Here is a 19212-nt window from a genome sequence, read left to right as displayed (position 1 = left end):
ATGCGGGGATCCTATTCCCTGAGGGGAAGCCTTGCAAAGTGCTACTCAATACCTAGACTCTTTTTTAAGCCTATTTTAGGGATCGGACAGCTCTAGCCAAGCAGCCCTTGGCTCCTCCCTCAGTAGATGCTTTTTCAAGGCCCAACGTCCAGAAAGGCGGGGTTATGAGCAAGCTGCTGCGGCTTGCCGCGCCAAGACCCACTCCACCAGGGTGCGCACCCCATAACCGGTGGCCCCTTTGTTGTTGTAGCCTGCATCCTTCTCTGTCCAAACGGGGCCTGCTATATCCAGGTGGGCCCAAGGGGTTTTCTCCACAAACTGCTTCAGGAACAGGGCAGCGGTGATGGATCCCCCTGAGCGGGGACCAGTGTTTTTCATGTCGGCCACAATGGAGCTGAGACCCTCGAAGTAGCCTTCTTCCAGCGGCAGGCGCCAGATTTTTTCGCCGGAAAGATTGGCAGCCTGCTGTAGCTCCTGGGCCAGCGTCTCATCTGGGGTGAACAAGCCGGCAATTTCTTCCCCCAGAGCAATCACACAAGCACCGGTCAGGGTAGCCAGATCGAGGATGGCATCAACGCCCAGCTTTTCCGCAAACACCAGGGCATCTGCCAAGGTGAGGCGGCCTTCTGCATCGGTGTTGTTGACCTCAATGGTCTTCTGGTTAGAAGCGGTGAGGATATCCCCTGGGTGGATGGCATGGCCGCTGATCATGTTTTCCGTGGCAGCGACGATGAAGTGCAGCTCCACTTGCGGCTTGAGGGCGGCTAGGGCCCGTGCAGCTCCCAAAACTGCCGCTGCTCCCCCCATGTCGGTTTTCATCATGGCGATGCTGCGGGAGTCGGTTTTGATGTTCAACCCACCGGAATCAAAGGTCAGCCCCTTGCCCACCAGGGCCAATTTGGTAACAGGATCCCCTTGTGGCGGCTTGTAGGTGAGGTGAATGAACTGGGGCGGCAGGTCAGAGGCTTTGGCCACACCCAAAAAAGCCCCCATCCCCAGAGCCTCGCATTCTTCCTGTCCCAAAATCTCCACCTCTAGACCATATTCCTGGGCCAGTTGGCGGGCGGTATCGGCCAGGGCGAGAGGAGTCACAATGTTGGCGGGGGCAGCCACCAATTCCCGAGCCAAGATGGTTCCTGCCGCCATCTCAATGGCCCGCTGCAGCGCGACTTCGTAATCGGGGCGAGCCTGGGCCAGCCCCGGCACCAAAAGGGTTACTTCCTGCACAGAAAAGCTGTTTTCCTCTTCCCCTTTGGCTGAGGATTTAAACCGATTGTCCCGGTGCGCCACCAGTAGGCAGGCTTCGGCCACCGCCTGAACCCCACGCACCCGATCCAACCCCGTCTCCGGCAAAGACAGCATCACCTGCTTGGCTTTTAAGCTGTGAGCCTGGCGCAGGCCGTTGGCTGTGGCCCGTCGTAGGGCTTCTAGCGTTAGGGCCGCGGGATCCCCTAGCCCCACCAACACCAGTTTGCGGATCTCTCCTGTCAGGCGCAGGGCAACACTGCTATTCGGCTTCCCCTGAAACCCCTGCTCCTGAACGGTTTCCGCCACCAGCCCTGACCACGCCTTTTCATCCCAAGAGGCGATCTCAGGGGGCAGAGGAAAGCGGCCATTCCCGCCGGAAGCGGCAAAGCAATAGACCAGGGCACATTCCCCTTGAGTGAGTGGCGGCTCGCTAAGATGAAGCTGCATGAGAAACCCTTGACCAAGCTGTTGACAGCAGATCCTCAGTCTATCTAATTTTGCCGGCTCTTAGGGCAAGGGATCCCCCCTCTAGTGGGCGGGCCGGAAGATCCCGAAGCAGGAAGTGTAGCCGTGTAAAAAGGTGGATCCCCCAACGGGGCCGATCTCACCATTGCAAAAGAACCCCCCCAAGGGCAGCTCTCCAAGCAATTCCCGAAACCGTTGCGAGTCAAAATCGGGAGTGCCGTACAGGCCCTTGCCTCGCCCCAAACAGGAGAACATCAACGCCCCACAAGGCTCCGGCCTCGGTTGAGAGGGGCTTTGCCTCAAGTTGCGCTCGGCACAATAGCGGCTGAGGGCCCAACGCAGATCTTCTGCCGAAGTCTGGGCATCCCGCAGATGAAATTGCACCGTCTGGCCAGGGCGCACCTGATCCCCGATGGCCAGCGCCCCCACGCGCGGATCAACGCCCAAGATTACGCGAATGAGGAAATCTCCCGGCGTCGGCTCCGACTTGAACTCATCCATCAGCAGGCCGATGAAGAGAGAGTGGCGGGCCAATCGCTGATCCACGGGACTGAGCCGCTCTGCCAAGTCCTGCAAAACCGCTAGAGGAGGGCGACCCTCCAAGCCAAGAATCACATTCCCCTCTGCTTCCGTCACCCGCAAGGGATCCCCAATGGGGCGACACCCCTGGGCCACCACTGCATCCAGCACCACATTGCCGTAGAGCGCTAGCCCCACTGTGCCCTCTCGATACAGCTCCCGCCGAGGTGTGAGGGTACGCGCATCCAGCAAAAACAGAGCATTGCCCCGAGGGCCGCGGCCCCCACTGGCCAATCCCCCCACTTTGACGGATCCCGGATAGGCGAAATCCAACCCCTGCAGCAACTCTGAGATGCCAGAGGAAAATCCATCGGCCAAGAGCAGAAAATGAGGCTTGCTCTGCGGCGAAACCCCAACACAATCGACCCAGGCAGAAGGAGCCGCATCCAAGTCTGGCAATTGGTTCCCCCGCAGATGAAAAGGATGCAGCACCACCTCCGGCATGACCGCCAAAGACAAGGAGAGAGCCGGGCCATCCTCAATTTCATGCCCGCCACCCACAATGCCACCCCCGGAGCAGCCGATCAAAACGTCCACCTCCAGCAGCCCCGACAGCAATGGCAACACCCGGATGTATTCGCTGGCAAAGGCCGCCGACACAAACAAAACCCCCAGGTTGGGCCGCAGAGGCTGAGCGGGAACATACCCTGTCAGCAGCCCCGGCAAGCTGCCGGATCCCACCGTCTGCACCTGCCGACTCAAGGCACTTTTCAGCTGGGCCGCCTGAAGCTTGGCCTTGGCTTCCTCCACCACCTGCCGCAGAGCCGCTTCTAGGGAAGGGAGCTGGGAGAGCGCGTTCACCCACTGCATCGGCGTGTTCCTACGGTCTGGAGTTTGCTGTTTTTAGGCTAGCAATTTATGGCCAGGCTGGCTGTTCTGTGTAGTCTCGCTTTGGGACAGGATCAGGGCAGATAGGGCCGGGGATCCACAGGCGCGCCCCCGCCGGGGCGGACTTCAAAGTGCAGATGCGGCCCTGTGCTCCAGCCAGTGCTGCCGCGGCTCATGATTGTCTGCCCCTGCTGCACGTACTGGCCTGTGGAAACGTAAATCTGATGGCCGTGGGCATAGCGAGTAACAATTCCGTTGGGATGGCGAATGTCCACTCGATTGCCGTAGCCATCCCCAGCATTCCCCGCGAAGATCACCACTCCCTCCTGAACGGCTACAATGGGGGATCCCACGGGGCCAGGAATATCTACCCCTGCATGAAGGCGACCGCGACGGTAGCCAAAGCCAGAGGTGATTTGCCCGGAGACCGGCCAGACAAACCCACTGCTGCGAACCTGGGGAGGGGCTGGAGGGGGCGCTGGCGGAGCCTGTCGGGCGGGAGCTGGGGTGGGCTGCGTACCCGGCGCCGGAATCGTAAGGCGTTGGCCAATGCGCAGCCAGTGGGGATTGCGCAAGTTGTTGGCTTGAATAATGGATCGCTGAGTTACCCCATAGCGGGCGGCGATCCGTTCGATGGTGTCACCAGCTCCAACTGTGTGGGTCAGGGATCCACCGGCCAAGAGGGCCTGCCGTTCTTGTTCCATTTGCTGGGCCCGGCGTTGCTGCTCCGCCTGTAATCGAGCTTGGGCTTCGGCTTGGCGTTGGGCTTCCTCCTCTTGCTGGCGGCGCTCTTCCTCTTCGCGAGCTTTCTGGGCAGCGATCATCTCCTTCTGACGCTGGATCAACTCGCCCACATCGCCGGGGATGAGCAGGCGTTGGCCAATGCGCAGATATTCCGGGCGCTCCAGGGGAGTCGCTTCGATGATCCGCTGCTGGGGAACTTGGTAGCGGTTGGCAATGTCCTCCAGCGTGTCTCCCTGCTTGACGGTGTAGATCAATCCCGGTTGGCTGGGGATCAGCAGCTTCTGCCCCGGCTTCAGCTCAGTACTGGCCTGAATACCGTTGGAGACGGTGATGGCAGCCGCGTCGAGCTGATACATCTGGGTCAGTTGCCAGAGGGTTTCCCCCGGCTGAATTTCATGCTCCAGGATGCCTCTAGGCCCTTCTCCTGTCGGGATCCGTCTTTCTGCGAAAGCTTGGCGCAGTTGCTCCCTTTTCTGCTCGTAGTTTTGCTGCAGAGCGCCAGATAGCGTATGCACAGAGGGTGGGATCGGCTCTACAGCCGGAGATAGCGATCCCCAAGGGTGGCGGCTCAACTGTCGCTGCTGTAGGGTGGCGACCCCGGCTAAGCCCAGCATCAGCAAAAGACCGGTGGCCCAAGCCGGATATCCCCGACGCGCAGGAGCAGAATCCCCCGGCTCTGGATGGGCTGTCTCAGGCTCGGTTGGGCACCTGGGGGTGGCCGGCAGCTGCTCTTCCCCAGCTTCTGCGCAGGGATCCGCCTCCAGCTTCAGAAGCCATACCAGGCCCGTTAAGCTGAGAGAGAGGGCCAAACCAACCCATCTTGGCTTCGACCGCCCAGAGATAGGGGCTGGAGCCCACTCCAGAAGATAGGCTTCCTCGGCAGATGAATCCGCAGAAGTCCAGGACTGTTCTGAAGGGATCCCCTTTGGGGGTGGGGGGAAAAGGGTGCTCACGGCAGCACCGCGGAAATCCGGCTCCCCCTTTTGGGGACTTGGGAAAGTGGGTTTTAAAGGCATCCTCACACCAACAGGCTGACACTAGAGTGCAAGAGAAGAAGATGTCAAAATGAGGGGCACAAGCCCCTTGGCACCGAGCACCCCTGGGGTGACTCAAGCCGGAGTGGAGTTCGCTAATGAACAGGCTGACTCGCACTCAGGTTAGAGTACCGTAGTTAACAAATCTAGACAAGTCTTGGCAGATAATTTCAGCCAAAATGCTTGTCCCACAATGGTTCCAGCCCTTGGCCCGTTGAGATTTTGTCGAGCCTTATCCGATTCAGGATAAAATGTGCCATCGTACTTTTTTGGAAGACAAAGCCTGTTTTGCTGTAGCTGAAACTACAAACTAGGGATATCAATGGATTTGGTTGTCTACAACACATTGACTCGCCGCAAGGAAGTGTTTCAGCCGCTGGCAGCAGGTGGATCTCAATCCGTTTCCGTCGGCAATTCCCAGGGATCTGCAGCTCCAGTTGCGGAGGAGAAGCCCCTGGTGCGGATGTATGTCTGTGGTGTAACGGTTTACGACCTCTGCCACCTCGGCCATGCGCGTACCTACGTGGTTTGGGACATGGTGCGTCGCTACTTGGAGTGGCGCGGCTACCGAGTGAAGTATGTGCAGAACTTTACCGATGTGGACGACAAGATCCTCAAGCGGGCGTTGGAACGTGGCGAATCGATGCAGGCGGTGGCGGAGCGCTTCATCGCCGAGTATTTCCGAGATATGGATTGCCTGAACATCAAGCGGGCCGATCTCTACCCGAGGGCAACCCAATCGCTGCAAGCCATGTTCCAGTTGATCCAATCTTTGGAGCTCAAAGGCTTTGCCTACCGGGTACGGGATCCGATTCGACACCAGACCGACCCGTCTTCCCTCCTGCAAGCGGGACACCAGCCAGAGACCCCCACCTCTATTCAGTACTCTGTTTACTACTCTGTCCGCAAGTTCCCGGATTACGGCCAGCTATCCGGTCGAAAACTGGAGGAGATGGAGGCGGGAGCCAGTGGCCGGGTAGGAGAAGAAGGAGCTGAGAAACAGGATCCCTTCGACTTTGCCCTTTGGAAAGCGGCCCCCCCTTCTGAGCCGGGGTTTGCCTCCCCTTGGGGTTGGGGGCGACCGGGCTGGCACATCGAATGTTCCGCCATGGTGCGGGAGACCCTGGGAGATCACATCGACATTCACGCCGGCGGGGCAGATTTGATTTTCCCCCACCACGAAAATGAGCTGGCCCAATCGGAGCCAATCACCGGCAAGCCGATGGCCAAGTACTGGATGCACAACGGTTTTCTCAACATCAACGGCGAGAAAATGTCCAAATCTTTGGGCAACTTCACCACCCTGCGACAGGCCCTCGCCGTCTATCACCCCATGGCCTTGCGGCTGTTTCTGTTGCAGACCCACTACCGTAGCCCCATAGATCTCACCGAGGCAGCCATGCAGGCAGCCAGCCGTGGCTGGGAAACCCTCCAGAAAGGGATCCACTGTGCCCAGCAATTCTGCAAAGGAGAAAAGGGATCCCCTGATGCTGAGGCCATGCAAGCCTTTCAAGCTGCCATGGACGATGATTTTGGCACCCCTGGAGCGCTGGCTGTCGCCTTTGAATTGGCCAAAGAACTCACCCGCGAACACAACCTGCTCACCCATCAAGGCCAAACCCACCTAGAGCCTCAGGCCCTGAGGCAAAAAAGCGCCGCTCTGCTGGAGATTTTGGCTACTCTGGGATTCTGTTGGCCCTCATTCTCCGAATTCGAGGGATCCACAGAAGCAGCTACAAACGGGGAACTTCACTTTGAAAAGGGAGAGAACCAACTCATCCGAGAAGAGCAGATCGAGGAGCTGATTGCGCAGCGCTCGGCAGCCCGTAAGGCGAAAAACTTTTCAGAGGCAGATCGCATTCGGGATCAGTTGAAAGCCCTGGGCATCACCCTCATCGATCAAAAAGATGGCACCACCCGTTGGCTGCGAGAATAGGGGTTGCGGAGCACTTCTCAGACCTATAGTCACTTCAAGTCAAGAGTGAAACTGTCCCGTTGCCTTGCTTCCCAGCTTTTCTCTTCCTTGGGCCGGGGGTGGTTGCGGAAGCGGCGCAGAGCAGTCGGGAAGTGTCTCAACCTAACTTGTAACCATAAAAGTGAGCCCGTTGGTTGGGCTGTCACTTTCAGGCTATGACTTGTAAGATCTTTCCAAGAAATCCAAGGCGTGATTCCTCAGTTCGTGATAGGTTTTCATCTCGCGCAAATCATGACGACTGGGGCGTGGACGCGGCAGGTTGACATTTAAAATCTCGGCAATCCGGGCCTTGGGGCCATTGCTCATCAAAACAATTCTGTCTGACATATAGACGGCCTCATCGACATCGTGGGTAATCATGATAACAGCCTGGCGGTGTGTTTCCCAAATACCCAAAACCTCTTCCTGAAGTCGGCGTCGAGTGAGGGCATCCAAAGCTCCAAATGGCTCATCCATGAGCAATAACTTTGGCCGAATTGCTAAAGCCCGAGCAATTCCTACCCGCTGTTTCATCCCCCCAGAAATTTGATCGGGATATTTGTCGGCAGCCGCCTCCAGATGAACCAAGCGGATGTGCTCTTCGGTGATCTGCCGCCGCTCTTGACGGGATTTGGTTTTGAGCACCTCATCCACCGCAAGCTGAATGTTGTCCCGCACCGTTAGCCACGGCAACAATGAATATTGTTGAAATACCATCATCCGCTCGGCTCCCGGCTTGCGAATCGGCTTGCCCTCTAGGGTCAGGGATCCCTCCGTTGGTTGCTCTAGCCCTGCCACCAGTTTGAGCAAGGTGGATTTACCGCAGCCGGAATGTCCAACAATCGAGACATATTCAGTTTCACCTACGGTGAGATCAATGCCATCGAGCACCACCAAATCCTGCCCACGCGGATTCCGATAAGTTTTCACCACCCCTCGGATATCTAAGAAAGTATCTGATTTGGTTTGGAGACTTAAGCCCTGAGTAGCAGAAACTGGGTAATCCATGAAAAACCTCTCCTGATCGATCAATCAACATTGACAAGTAAGCCACGGGTCTGAACAAGATATAGCTTTTCCAATAGATCCCCATTGCAAGAAACGGGCAGCCGGAAAAGATTGAGGTGGATAAAGATTTGGATTCGATTGAGTTGACTTATCTTTTGGCTGTTGCAAAGTCGATCGTAAAAAAGAGAAAATGATAATAACTGCTGGCCTCTCATGGCAAAATCTCCGGTGGTAGAAAATTACAGGAAACATTCATAGGTTAAAGGCTGGGTTTTGTGAAAAAGGCTTGGCAAATGATGCTTGCAGAGCTTATCCCCTAAGCTGTTTTGTGGCTTTATCGAGAATGGGGTTTGTTAGACATCAGGATCGGCCTCCATAAGCTGTAGTGCGTATCCCCGGAAAAAACTGTAAAGGACGATTGGCGCGGATTTCGAAGCTATTGAGGTAACCCACGGGATCGCCGGGATCAAAGGCTTTGCCATCGATAAATACCTCCTCTGGCTCCACCTTAAAATCCTCAGCAGGGCAAGGGATCCCCATTTCAGCGGCGATCTCCCGATACAGATCGGTGCGCCATGCTCGCCGGATCTGCTCCTCCACATCAGCAGGGATCTCGGCGATTTGGTTCCAACGGGCCGCTTGAGTGACCAGCCAGAGTCCCTGAGATTGCCACAGAAACGTGGAGTGATCATGCTCTGGGTGAGGTAGATCCTCAGGCATCCGAAAAAACAAGGTACTGTCTGGCATCTGGCGAGTCCGGTCTTGCCCATCAAAGCCGCCATAGTTGTAGTTCCCCACAATGGCAGGTCTGGTGTAGCGCAGGGGAGCACCTGTGTAGGCGCGGGCCGAAATCAACTCCGCCACCTCCTCCCGGTGGTCATCGCAATACCGACAGGCTTCGATCATCGCCATCACCAACGAGCGGTAGGTGCGGGGGTTCTCCTCGATAAAGCTCTCCATCACCGCCAATACTCGGTCGGGATGTCCACGCCAGATCTCTTTGCCGTGGGCGAAGGTGAACCCCACTCCCTCATTGCCCGCAATGGCACGGGTATTCCACGGCTCTGCCACCATGTAAGCTTGCATGGATCCAATGCGGATATGAGTCACCATCTGTGGCGGGGGAATGATAATGATGCGGAACTCGGCCATGGGATCGATCCCGGCTGCCCCTGCCAGATAGCGAATGAAGTACTCGTAGATGGCGGAACTGAGCACTGTTGCCCACAGTCGCCGCTCGACGGGCAAGCTCTGGAAATACCCACGAAAATCCCGTCCGAAGAACTCCAGATCGCCGTCGTATTCATACCAAGGTCGTAAGCCGTAGTCCCACATAGCGCGGTTCATGGTCATGGCGTTGCCATGGCGATGAATGGTCATGGCCGCACACAGGGGAACCCGCCGCGCCCCTTCTGCCCCTAGGCGGGCATTGGTCACTGCTCCCGCCACCACCGGTGAGGCGTCCAAGCGTCCGAAGATCACCCCATCGCGAGAGTTGGCCCAACTGGACTCGCGGCTCAAGCGCACATTCAACCCATATTTGCGAAAGAAACCTTTCTCATAGGCCACGGCAAAGGGCGCACAATCGTTGACCGGCACATAGCCCACCGTTAAATTGGGTTTTTCCAGGGATCCAGGATCCACCACCGGCTCGATATCGGCAGCCTCCACGGCTCTGTATCCTTTGGCCGCTAGGATCCCGGCCCCCACAGCCCCCAAGCCCTGCAAGACTTTTCGGCGGAAATACAGTTTTGCACCACCTTCGGCCAGAACTTTCATGAAAAACCCTCCGATGGATAAGTCTGGTCAGGCAAGCGTCGCGTAGCAGAGATGGAGCAATGTGCAGATCTGACAAACAAACTGATCTAGGTCTGAAAATTTCTAAGAGCGAAGCTCATTATTGACATCAAGAAGAACCGAAAAAGAGAAAATCACCCGGCTTTAGGTCTGGGTTGCCGGTCGGTGGGTCACCCAGGTTTGAATTCGTCGCAAAGCCAGATCCAGCACCAGCCCCGTTGCTCCAATCAGCAACACCGACAGGAACACCGCGCTCAAATTGAGACGGTTCCATTCATCCCAGACAAAAAATCCAATGCCAATGCCGCCGGTCAGCATTTCGACAGCCACAATGACCAACCAAGCAATACCCAAGCTGATGCGCAAGCCCGTAAAGATGTAGGGTAGGGCGGCAGGCCAGATGATCTTGAGGATCCGTCGCCAACGGGGCATCTCCAGCACCAGCGCCACATCCAGATAGTCCTGAGGCACACTGGCCACCCCCAAGGCCGTATTGATGAGAGTTGGCCACAGAGAGGTGATGAATATCACGAAAATGGCTGCGGGATCCGCCGAATTAAAAATAGACAGGGCAATGGGCAGCCAGGCTAGCGGAGAAACCGGCCTCAAAATCTGGACAATTGGGTTAAACATCGCCATTGCCGATGGCGACATTCCAATCCAAAACCCCATAGGAATGGCCACCACTGCGCCCAGCAAAAAGCCAATCAAAACTCGCCGCAAACTCGCCAATAAGAGCCAGCCAACGCCCAAATCGCCCGGCCCACGCCGATAAAATGGATGAAGAATGTAGTCGAGATTGTCAACAAAGGCTTGTGGCGGAGTGGGCACCAACTCACTGCGAAAAAGAGCGACAACCCACCAAATTGCCAGTAGCAGGGCAAATCCGGCCATTGGCAAAATGACCTGTTCTCGCCAAACGTACCTTTGGATCCAAAAACTTCCCCTGCGACCGATAGCCACAAGTTGAGAGCGGTTCTGCATGTTGTTTGGTAAGGTGAGGAGAAGTGGGAAGAGTAAGCTAAGCAGCCGCCAGAGGGGGGTAGAAAGTGCCGATGGCAACCCTCAACCCCTTGGAAGGCATCCAGTCGATGTACGCAAAATCCCTCTAGGGCAGACGTACAGCTCTGTAGCCACCTCTTAGTGCCGACGGGGTTAGCTGACGGGCTAGAGCTAAGAGATGCTCTCCCTGGCGTTTGCTCAGAGTAAGCCCCCGAAATGGTTCCCCCGCTCTTGTTCAAAAACTGAACAGGATTAGGCTGGCCAACATGGCTAGATGCTATCAGGGCTGATTCTCGATGTCAAGGCAATGCAATTTTATCCAATTTTATCAATATATGTATATGCAATGTATATGCAAACCTGCTGTGGCAAGTCTCTCGGCTAAGGCTTCCAAGAGCCTCAATCCTCCAGTTGCTTAGCGCAGAGTTTGCAACTCTGAGCCCGAAGCCGTTTTTGAGTAGAACGCACGCATTTCTGTAAACCACTCCAATCGCGAGGGATCCCAGGTGTAGAACATGTGTCCGCCGCGATAATGACGTAGGGTGAGGTTGGCCTTCAACCGCGGATCCAACTTCATCAAATCCACCAGGTGATTCGAGGCAAAGTAGGGCGTGACCAGGTCGTAAAAGCCATGATGAATGCTCACCCGCATGTGGGGGTTGAGGGCCATGCTGCTGCGCAGCTCGTCCATTGCCCCGATGAATCCTTGCTTAAACTCTCCTTTTGGGGTGAACCGCCAGGACTTGAACACCTCCAGGTTCAGTAGGTGATAGGTCAACTCCGTTTCTACTTGCAAGGTCTCCCGCAAGTGGCTGTTGATGGCCGCCGTGAACAAGCGATCTAGCCCATCCAAGGTGGGATCGGATCCCTCGAAGGTAGGCCGATCCGGAAAGGGATCCACCGTGGTTACAGAAGCATCGTAAAGCCCCAGCACCAGTCGCTGCGACCGCAACAGCTCGCGGGCAAAACTGGCGATATCGATCCGCCCGCCTTTGTGGGCCACATACTCTGGAGATAAGCCGATCCCTGCCGCCATCTCCTGATACACCGCTTGCCGTTCTGCCTCTGGCATCGCCTCTCCCATAGCCAAGAGGGGCAGCAGACGTTGCCGGGCAAAGCGTTCTGCTTTGGGCAGCAGGATCTGCAAATCCTCCCCCCAGCCACACCGTCCATGATGAGCTGCTGTAGCTACGTAGGAAGGGAAAAGCGTTGCCCAAGTGCTGAGGTTGTAATCGTTGGTCTCCAGCAACCCAAACTCAAGTGCAGGCGAGATGAGAATGGCCCCCGACAAGCCTACGCCAAACTTGGATTGCAGCTCCTTGGCCAGCCGCGCCACCCGAAACCCACCGTAGCTTTCGCCGGCAATGAAAATGGGGGAAAGCCAGCGTTTGTATCGGGAAAGGAAGCCCTGAATGAACTCGCCCAAGGATTGCAAATCCCGTTCCACATCCCAGAAAGGTGATTCCTTAGGAGGCTCCTCCGCCTTGGCATCCGGCTGAGGGGGCTTGGATGCCGGATCGGATTTCTCCCGGGAATCTTTGGGGTCTTGAGAATCCTTAGGCAGGGCGCGGCTGAACCCCGTCCCCACCGGATCGACAAAGACCAGATCGGAAAAGGGCAACCAACTTTCGGCATTGTCCACCAGCCGCACCGGGGAGGGGGGCAAACTGCCGTTGGGCCCGAAGCAAATCCGTTTGGGCCCCAGCGCTCCCATGTGCAGGTAGGCAGAAGCTGCCCCAGGCCCACCGTTGAACACAAAAGTGAGAGGGCGGTGCTGAGAGGCGGAGTCTTGCTTTAGATAGGCGACGTGAAAGATCTCGGCCACCGGCTTTTCCCGCTGGAAAAGGGTCTGCCAACCGGCCAGCGCTTGGTAGGTGAAGCTTTCCTCTCCAGCCGTAAACCTGTGCTCGGTGGAGGAGAGGGGGGAAGTGGGCTTAGATTCAGTAGCCATGAAAACAGGGATCCGCAGTCTGATCCCCAGTGAATCACAAGTTGCCGACCCTCAACACTCCCAGAGGAATCTCCAAACGGCACCTCACAAAGTCAGCGGAGCTTCCAAAGTTAGATTGAAAGATTGGCCGGGGCGCAGCACCACCACCTGGGGAGCGGTAACATTGCCCACCACCACTCCGGTCACGGCGCCTCCTAAGACATTGCCCACCGAGACTCCGCCCGTGATGGCCCCCAAAATGGCCCCTGCGGCTGCCCCAATGGCTGCATCTTGAGCAATGGCCTCAGCCGAATACTGACGGGGATCCTTTTCGTCGTGGAGGATGTTGGAGGAAGCCCGTAGGCTGTAGGTACGACCGCCGAGAACAATAGAAGTACCGACAAAGCGGGATCCGCCCGGTGCAGGTTCCATCTGTCCAAAAACGCGGCTACCCGCCGGGATCACCAAGCGCCCCTGGCTGTCAAAAATGTTCTGAGTAACGGCCACTTCCAGGGGATAAACGGTGTCCGGGTAAAAGTATTGCGGCTCTTCGCTGCTCAGGCTGCCGACCGGGATAATCGTCCCCTGCTCAAGGCGGTAGGCACCCAATTCAAACAGCGGCTGAGCCGAACTGGGCAAGGGGGCCAACGAAGGGATCCCGGCCAGGCCAAGAATGGCTGCTGTTAAGATAGCTTTCATGAGTAGAGTCTCCAATGCTTCTCCAAGTTCTGCCGAGTTCTGAGCAGTTGCCCGAAGCTATTCCAAGTCAATTTGCTTCCTTGTCTCAGCTTCTCTCCACTTCTAGGTTATCGAATCCTTCCTAGGGCTTGTTTTCTCCCACAAGTCGATTTGTCTTCAACTGTTGGCAGTTTGGGTGGCCATCCTGCAGCACAACTTCTCTCAGAAATGCTGGAAGGCTTGTTGACGGCTGAGGGCCTGCCCGTCCTTCAGCCAGACGGTTCCCTGCGGATCCCAGCCTGTCACTTCTCCAATCCAAACGGCCCCCGGCAATCTTTCCAACAGATGCTTGGCCACCGACACCTCGGCACTGAGGAGCAGCTCAAAATCTTCGCCTCCATAGAGCGCCCATTCCAAGGCTTGGGCCGGGAAAGCCTGCCGCAAAGCTTTTGAAATCGGGATCCGCTCCACGGCAATCCTTGCCTCCACCCCACTGGCCTGACACACCTGCACCAGGGCATCTGCCAAACCGTCGCTGGTATCCATACCGGCAACGCGCAAGGGATCCGGGATCCCTTCCAAGAGGGGCACCAGATCCAGGCGCGGGCGTGGGTATTGGTGAGCCCTGATCAACTGCTCGCGCTCGGCCGCCGTAGCTGAGGATCCCTGTTCAGGATGGAGAAGCAGCTCCAAGCCTGCCCGCGCATCTCCGTGCGGCCCTGTCACCACCAGCCAATCGCCGGGTTGAGCCCGTCTGCGCTGAATGGCCCGCCCCGGCTGCACCGATCCCAGGGCCGTGATTGCCACAAATCGATGCGGCGACCGACACAGATCCCCTCCCACCAGTTGGCATTCCCAGCGGGCGCAACAGTCCCGCATCCCTTGATAAAGCTCCTCCACCCAAGCAACCGGTGTGGAGCCCGGCAAGCCCAAACCCACCACCAACGCCTGCGGACGGGATCCCATCGCGGCCAGATCCGACAGATTGGCGGCCACCGCGCGCCAGCCCACCGCATGGGCCGGGGTCGTCAGATCGCTGAAGTGAACTCCCTCCACCAACACATCGGTTGTCACCACCAACTGCCCCTCCGGAGCAGCTAACACCGCCGCATCGTCTCCCACCACCTGGGCCGGACAGTAGCGCTGCACGATCTGCAGCAGCCCTGCCTCCCCAATTGCCGAGATGGGTAGGGGGGAAGGATCGCCGTTTTGTGGAGAAGCACTGTCAGGAAGACCGGAGAACAAAACAGCCCTCTGAGGGTAGCGAGGATAGCAAAGCTGAAAAAGCTGATGGATGATGGGTTCTTGTTGGATATTTCCAAGGATCCCGCCTGCACGCCACAGGCAAGCTGGAGAATTCTACCCCGCCGTCCGCTGTCCAATCAGGGCATAGAAGGGATCCCCGCCTCCGCCTGCCCAAAAGCCCAGCCAACCCATAGGGGCAGGCCGCTGGATCACCTTCACCACCGCAAACCCTGGCACCGACTCAAAATAGCGCCTGACCAACTCCACTCGCCCCGCCTCAGAGTTGTCCCGCCAAGCCTGGATCGCCTTCTGGAAAAACATGCGATTGGAGAAGCTGACGATGAACAGGCCCTGGGGCTTTAGAATGCGATACACCTCGGCAAACACCTGCTCCGGCTGCTGCAGATACTGCACCGAAACCGTATTCAGCACCGCATCGAAGGAGTGATCGGGGAAGGGCAGAACTGGGTTTTGGTTCAAGTTCTGGATGAAGAAGTGATCCAGCCGGGGGTTGGCCGCCAGTTCCTCCGGGTTCATCCCATGCCCCTCCACATGGGCAAACTCCATCTCAGGCGGCAAATGGGAGACCCAACTGCTCATCAGATCGAGAATGCGGGTCTGGGGCCGCAGATGCTCGCGGTACAGATCGGTGAGCTGGCCGATGAAGCCAGAATCCACATGAGTCACGAAGCGAGGATAGCTGTAAAAGAGGGCATCGTCGCTGGGATCCAACTTGGAGCGCTGCCAATCCTTGAGCACCACCATGGCCGAATGATTTCAAAGCTTAATCAAAGCTAACATTTTGGAACCTTCAGAAAAGGGGCAGGCGTGATAGCTTAGCAGAGCAACGGTGGCAATTTCGCGAGGGACTCCTTGCCATGATGTCTGCATCTCACCCCTCGGCAGCGAGCCGTTCTTCTGCTGAGTCCGGCCTTGGCCTGCGGGAGTACGTAACCGAACTGCAGCTCCACATGGCCCTGCAGGCTCGCAGCCTTACCCCCTCTCTAAGCGTCTCCCCGGCTCAGGACAGCCCCCTGGCTCTGGTGCAGCAGGCACAGGCGGCTATGGAGAAGTCCGCTTCCCGCCGATGGCTTTGAGGGGCACAGCCTGGGCAGAGAGGCTCAGGCCAAACTTTTGCGCAACACCCCCTGCACCAGCAGAACCGACACTACGACAAACCCCGTCAAGAGGCCCAGGGATCCCGCCAGGGTGAGATCGCCCCAGGGAGCCTGCAGCACCACATCGGCCCAGCTCCAGCTATCGCTGCGGTAGACATGGCGAATGGGCTCGATGGCAAAGGTGAGGGGGTTGAGGCTGGCCACCCAACGCAGCCAGGTGGGCATAAAGCTCAGGGGAGCCAAGGCCGTGCTGGAAAAGATCAGGGGCAAGTTCACCAAAAAGATGAAAGCCAGCAATTGCTGGTGCCCCGGCATGGCAAAGGCCAAGCCCAAGCTCAGCGCCGTAAAGCCCAAGACCAACAGGCCCACGATCAGGGCCACCACCGCCAAGCCTGGCCCGTCGGGGATCCCGGCCCCAAGGGCGTAATCTGCCCCCACAATCACCGCCGTCTGCAGCAGCGCCAAGCTGACGATGAACAGGCTAGAGGCGAGAACAATGGAAAAACGAGAGGTGAGGGGAGCCACCAACAGCCGGTTCAAAAAGCCAAATTCTCGGTCGAAAATCACCGGCACCCCAGCATTCAAGGCTCCACCAAAAGCCGTAAACACAATGACTCCCGCCCCCAAAAACTGGGTGTAGTTTTGTCCGGCCCCGAAAATGCCGGCAGGAGCATTCTGAAACAAAGCCCCAAACAAAATTAGCCAGAGCAACGGCTGGATAATGCCAACCAGCAAGGTTGTGGGGCGACGCTGCAGTTGGATAAACAAGCGGCGCGTGAGGGCGAAGGTCTCCTGCCAAAAGTCAGCCGTCAAAAGGGGGATCGGGTTAGATTGAACCGGAGAAGAGGCAGAGGTCATACCCAAGCTCCTGTAGAGTTGTGATCAATGAATGTGTGATGAATGAATGCAGTATCTAATCCATCAACCAATACAACCAATAAATATCTCGATATGCCTTTGTACAGGGATCAATGGGGCTCGATCATGAGGGGATGAAGTTACTTTTTCTTTTTGCCCAGATTGGCCTCGGCAGCGGCCAGCTCCGCATCCATGAGGGTTTGCCCGGTTGCCGCCAAATACACATCATCCAAGCTGGGACGAGATTGGGTGCTGCTGAACACCTCCAGCCCATGAGCTTGCAAGTGAGCGCGGATCTGGCTGAGGGGATCCTCCCCATTCCGCTGCACCACCAGGTTCAGGGCGTTGCCCTGGGCGCTGTTGATCACCACCTTCTGGACAAAGGGCAGGGATCCCAGCAGTTGGGCACCCCGCTGGGCCAGTTCTGCCGGGGCAAATTCCTGCAGCTTGACGGTGATGCGCTCGCCGCCGACGCGGGTTTTCAGCTCCTCTGGGGTTCCCTCGGCGATCACCTTGCCCCGGTCGATGATGGCTACCCGATCCGCCAGCAGGTCGATCTCCTCCAGGTAATGGCTGCTGAGCACCACCGTGATCCCTGTGTTCTTGAGTTGGCGCAGAAAATCCCAGATGGCCAACCGACTGGGAATGTCCAGGCCCACCGTGGGCTCGTCCAAGACCAGCACCTGGGGTTGATGGAGCAGTCCTGCCGCCAGATCCAAGCGTTTGCGCAGCCCGCCGGAGTAGGTACCGATGCGCTGGTCGGCACGGTCGGTCAGCCCCAGCAGCTCCAGGACGGCAGCGATTCGCTCTTGGGCCAGGGGGCGCGGCAGGTGGTAGAGGTCGGCCTGCAACTGCAACAATTCTCGCCCGGTCAGCACCTTATCCAAGGCCACCTCTTGGGCGACAAACCCCAGTTTTTCTCGTACCGCTTTGGGGTTTTCGCTGGCCGGGATCCCGTACACCTCTATCCGGCCTGAGTCGGGACGGAGCAAGGTGCAGAGGCAATGCAAAGTGGTGGTCTTGCCCGCTCCATTGGGGCCGAGAATGCCGTAGATCTGGCCGGGTTCCACCTGAAAGGAGACATCCGCCACGGCCACTGTGGATCCGTAGCGCTTTTGAAGTTGCTCCACCAAGACCGCAGGAGTATCTGACATGGGTATCCACATCTCGCTTCCTCTAGGCTATCAAGCCTGTTCGGGAGATGAGGCCAGGGATCGCCACCATTTCTTGCTCGTCTTGCTCGTTGCCGCCAGCCCCCTAGGGATGGTGGGAGCTGAACCGAGGCTCACGGTATAGTGGTTCAGGCGAATCCGATGAGTGCAGAGGGATCCCCGCCCATCCTCAACTCAGTCCGGTTGGGTTTAACCCTCGCCAAGGTGTCTGTTGTGGAGAGGAGATGAATGCTGAAGCCAAAGCATGCCTGCCGGCCCCTGCTGCCGACTTGTGGGAGCTCGGATTCCCCTATCGAAAAAGGATGCTCTGTTGTAGCTTATACAGCCTTGGCCATTTTAGCGCTTGGCTTGGTCGGTTGCGGCGAGGGAACAACTCCTCTGGGCCCCCTGGAAAATGTCTTCCTGCGGGCGGATGATTTTGAAATCACAGGAGGATCCCCGGCAGCGGGCGCAGTGGGGCCCTACCTACAGTTCAACATGCGGCGGCAGCGGGATAACCAAATCCTAAATCGCCCCCTTAATGTCTATGTGGACAATGCCGGGCTGGCAGAAAGGCGGAATCCCCTTTTGGATAACCAAAACCGTCCTATTCTCTTACAGCGCTCGGTGGCCTTCTTGGGCAATGGGCTGGATCTGAACAGAGATGGCCAGCCGGATCTGCCCCCCAAAGAACCCCCCAACTTCACCAGTGGCCCGCTGCTGCCCTACACCCCGCCCAATCAGTGGCAAAGCCGGGCTGCCCTTGCCTATGTCCCCGGACAGGCCAATATCCCCGGACGGAGTCCCAGCGACCGCTTTGGCATCTACTTTTCTTCCATCCTGCCCTACACCGGGCAGCTTCGCTTTCGCGCCCGCGACGAGCTGGGCAATGCCTTTGCCCGCACCTTTGAGGTCACCTACCCGCCGGCAGCCAGCCGCGCCACGGTCACGGTTACCTTGGCCAACCTCACCGCCACTGCCCAAGAGCCGGTTCTCATTGCCATTTGTAACCAGTTGGGAGCTGCTGCCGTGGTGGGCCTGCGGAGTGGCACGTTCACCGAGCTGGTGGATCTCCTGCCGGCCCCAGGGCTGCCGGTGGATCCCACCTTGAGCGAGCCCATCCGCTATGTGGCCGAGGCTTATCAATTTAACCGCGATCGAGCCGTCATCCGCGTTTCCCAGAATCCCACGGATCCCAGCCGCATGAGCGTTCCTCTACTGGGATCCGAAGGGGCAACCGGTCGGGCAGATCTGACGCTGGTGAACTCCGCAGGGGATCGGCTGACTTGCTTCAACGATCGGCTTTCGGATCTGCGGGATACGTTTTCTGACTTTTTCAGATAGCGATTGATCGCAGTTCTCCACAGAGCCAGTTGGCCGTGAGCTGGCGCCTATGCCTCGGTTTTCTCAGATCGTCTCAAAGTCTGCCGGAGAAGCCTGCAGAAGAAGCTCGAAAAATCTGTTCATAGTGAGCCTTTTTGAACTCTACTTCGCTGCTTCCTTCCGCTGGAACATTCTGTTGCCTTACTGGCAAAATCCGGCCCTAACTTGGGGCTGCCCCCTTTTCCTGTCG

At 57.5% G+C, this 19212-nt stretch carries 15 protein-coding genes and 1 riboswitch; of the genes, 3 read left to right on the top strand and 12 right to left on the bottom strand.

From position 1 onward, the window contains the following. Window positions 1-162 precede the first annotated feature (162 nt). The 3 genes from NW842_RS01265 to NW842_RS01255 form a co-directional block, all read right to left on the bottom strand. The gene (locus NW842_RS01265) at window positions 163-1695 is read right to left on the bottom strand and encodes a leucyl aminopeptidase (protein WP_414356823.1); all 1533 of its coding nucleotides are present in this window, start codon (window positions 1693-1695) and stop codon (window positions 163-165) included. Between the two features lie 81 nt (window positions 1696-1776). Continuing rightward, window positions 1777-3102, bottom strand: coding sequence for an FIST N-terminal domain-containing protein (locus NW842_RS01260; protein WP_414373761.1), 1326 nt, complete (start codon window positions 3100-3102; stop codon window positions 1777-1779). A gap of 92 nt (window positions 3103-3194) precedes the next feature. Continuing rightward, window positions 3195-4673, bottom strand: a complete 1479-nt coding sequence (locus tag NW842_RS01255) for a LysM peptidoglycan-binding domain-containing protein (RefSeq protein WP_414373762.1) — start codon at window positions 4671-4673, stop codon at window positions 3195-3197. Window positions 4674-5220: 547 nt separating this feature from the next. Between NW842_RS01255 and cysS the strand changes: the two genes are divergently transcribed. Beyond that, a complete protein-coding gene (cysS, locus tag NW842_RS01250) occupies window positions 5221-6834 on the top strand; it encodes a cysteine--tRNA ligase (protein WP_414373763.1) in 1614 nt (537 codons plus the stop codon). A 192-nt stretch (window positions 6835-7026) separates the two neighbouring features. On the opposite strand, the gene NW842_RS01245 is transcribed toward cysS, so the two are convergent. The 7 genes from NW842_RS01245 to NW842_RS01215 form a co-directional block, all read right to left on the bottom strand. Beyond that, a complete protein-coding gene (locus NW842_RS01245) occupies window positions 7027-7860 on the bottom strand; it encodes an ABC transporter ATP-binding protein (protein ID WP_414356827.1) in 834 nt (277 codons plus the stop codon). 360 nt (window positions 7861-8220) lie between these two features. Continuing rightward, complete coding sequence (locus NW842_RS01240; RefSeq protein ID WP_414356818.1) at window positions 8221-9639, bottom strand: CmpA/NrtA family ABC transporter substrate-binding protein; 1419 nt, start codon at window positions 9637-9639, stop codon at window positions 8221-8223. Between the two features lie 162 nt (window positions 9640-9801). Then, entirely contained in the window at window positions 9802-10641 is an 840-nt protein-coding gene (gene ntrB / locus NW842_RS01235; protein WP_414356816.1) for a nitrate ABC transporter permease, read from the bottom strand. A 145-nt stretch (window positions 10642-10786) separates the two neighbouring features. Next, window positions 10787-10928: riboswitch (cyclic di-AMP (ydaO/yuaA leader) on the bottom strand. Window positions 10929-11074: 146 nt separating this feature from the next. Then, window positions 11075-12610: a S10 family peptidase gene (locus NW842_RS01230; protein WP_414373766.1), complete on the bottom strand. Its 1536-nt coding sequence runs from the start codon at window positions 12608-12610 to the stop codon at window positions 11075-11077. Window positions 12611-12694: 84 nt separating this feature from the next. Beyond that, entirely contained in the window at window positions 12695-13288 is a 594-nt protein-coding gene (locus NW842_RS01225; RefSeq protein WP_414417320.1) for a hypothetical protein, read from the bottom strand. A 201-nt stretch (window positions 13289-13489) separates the two neighbouring features. Beyond that, window positions 13490-14512, bottom strand: coding sequence for a thiamine-phosphate kinase (gene thiL / locus NW842_RS01220; protein WP_414417319.1), 1023 nt, complete (start codon window positions 14510-14512; stop codon window positions 13490-13492). Between the two features lie 114 nt (window positions 14513-14626). Next, complete coding sequence (locus NW842_RS01215) at window positions 14627-15277, bottom strand: class I SAM-dependent methyltransferase (protein WP_414417318.1); 651 nt, start codon at window positions 15275-15277, stop codon at window positions 14627-14629. A 113-nt stretch (window positions 15278-15390) separates the two neighbouring features. Between NW842_RS01215 and NW842_RS01210 the strand changes: the two genes are divergently transcribed. After that, on the top strand, window positions 15391-15609 hold the full coding sequence (locus NW842_RS01210; RefSeq protein ID WP_414399141.1) for a hypothetical protein: 219 nt from the start codon (window positions 15391-15393) through the stop codon (window positions 15607-15609). Between the two features lie 24 nt (window positions 15610-15633). On the opposite strand, the gene NW842_RS01205 is transcribed toward NW842_RS01210, so the two are convergent. Both NW842_RS01205 and NW842_RS01200 read right to left on the bottom strand, forming a co-directional pair. After that, window positions 15634-16488, bottom strand: coding sequence for an ABC transporter permease (locus NW842_RS01205; RefSeq protein ID WP_414356806.1), 855 nt, complete (start codon window positions 16486-16488; stop codon window positions 15634-15636). Window positions 16489-16628: 140 nt separating this feature from the next. Further along, window positions 16629-17642 carry an ATP-binding cassette domain-containing protein gene (locus NW842_RS01200; RefSeq protein ID WP_414417317.1) on the bottom strand — a complete coding sequence of 338 codons (1014 nt, stop codon included), beginning with the start codon at window positions 17640-17642 and terminating at the stop codon, window positions 16629-16631. Between the two features lie 345 nt (window positions 17643-17987). Here NW842_RS01200 and NW842_RS01195 point away from each other — a divergent pair, with 345 nt between their 5' ends. Continuing rightward, window positions 17988-18983 carry a hypothetical protein gene (locus NW842_RS01195; protein ID WP_414417316.1) on the top strand — a complete coding sequence of 332 codons (996 nt, stop codon included), beginning with the start codon at window positions 17988-17990 and terminating at the stop codon, window positions 18981-18983. The last annotated feature ends 229 nt before the right edge of the window (window positions 18984-19212 follow it).

The sequence above is a fragment of the Synechococcus sp. R55.4 genome, assembly GCF_047461935.1.
Classification (GTDB): domain Bacteria; phylum Cyanobacteriota; class Cyanobacteriia; order Thermostichales; family Thermostichaceae; genus Thermostichus.
Note: the sequence above shows the minus strand (reverse complement) of the source record. Positions and strands in the feature narration are given on the sequence as shown.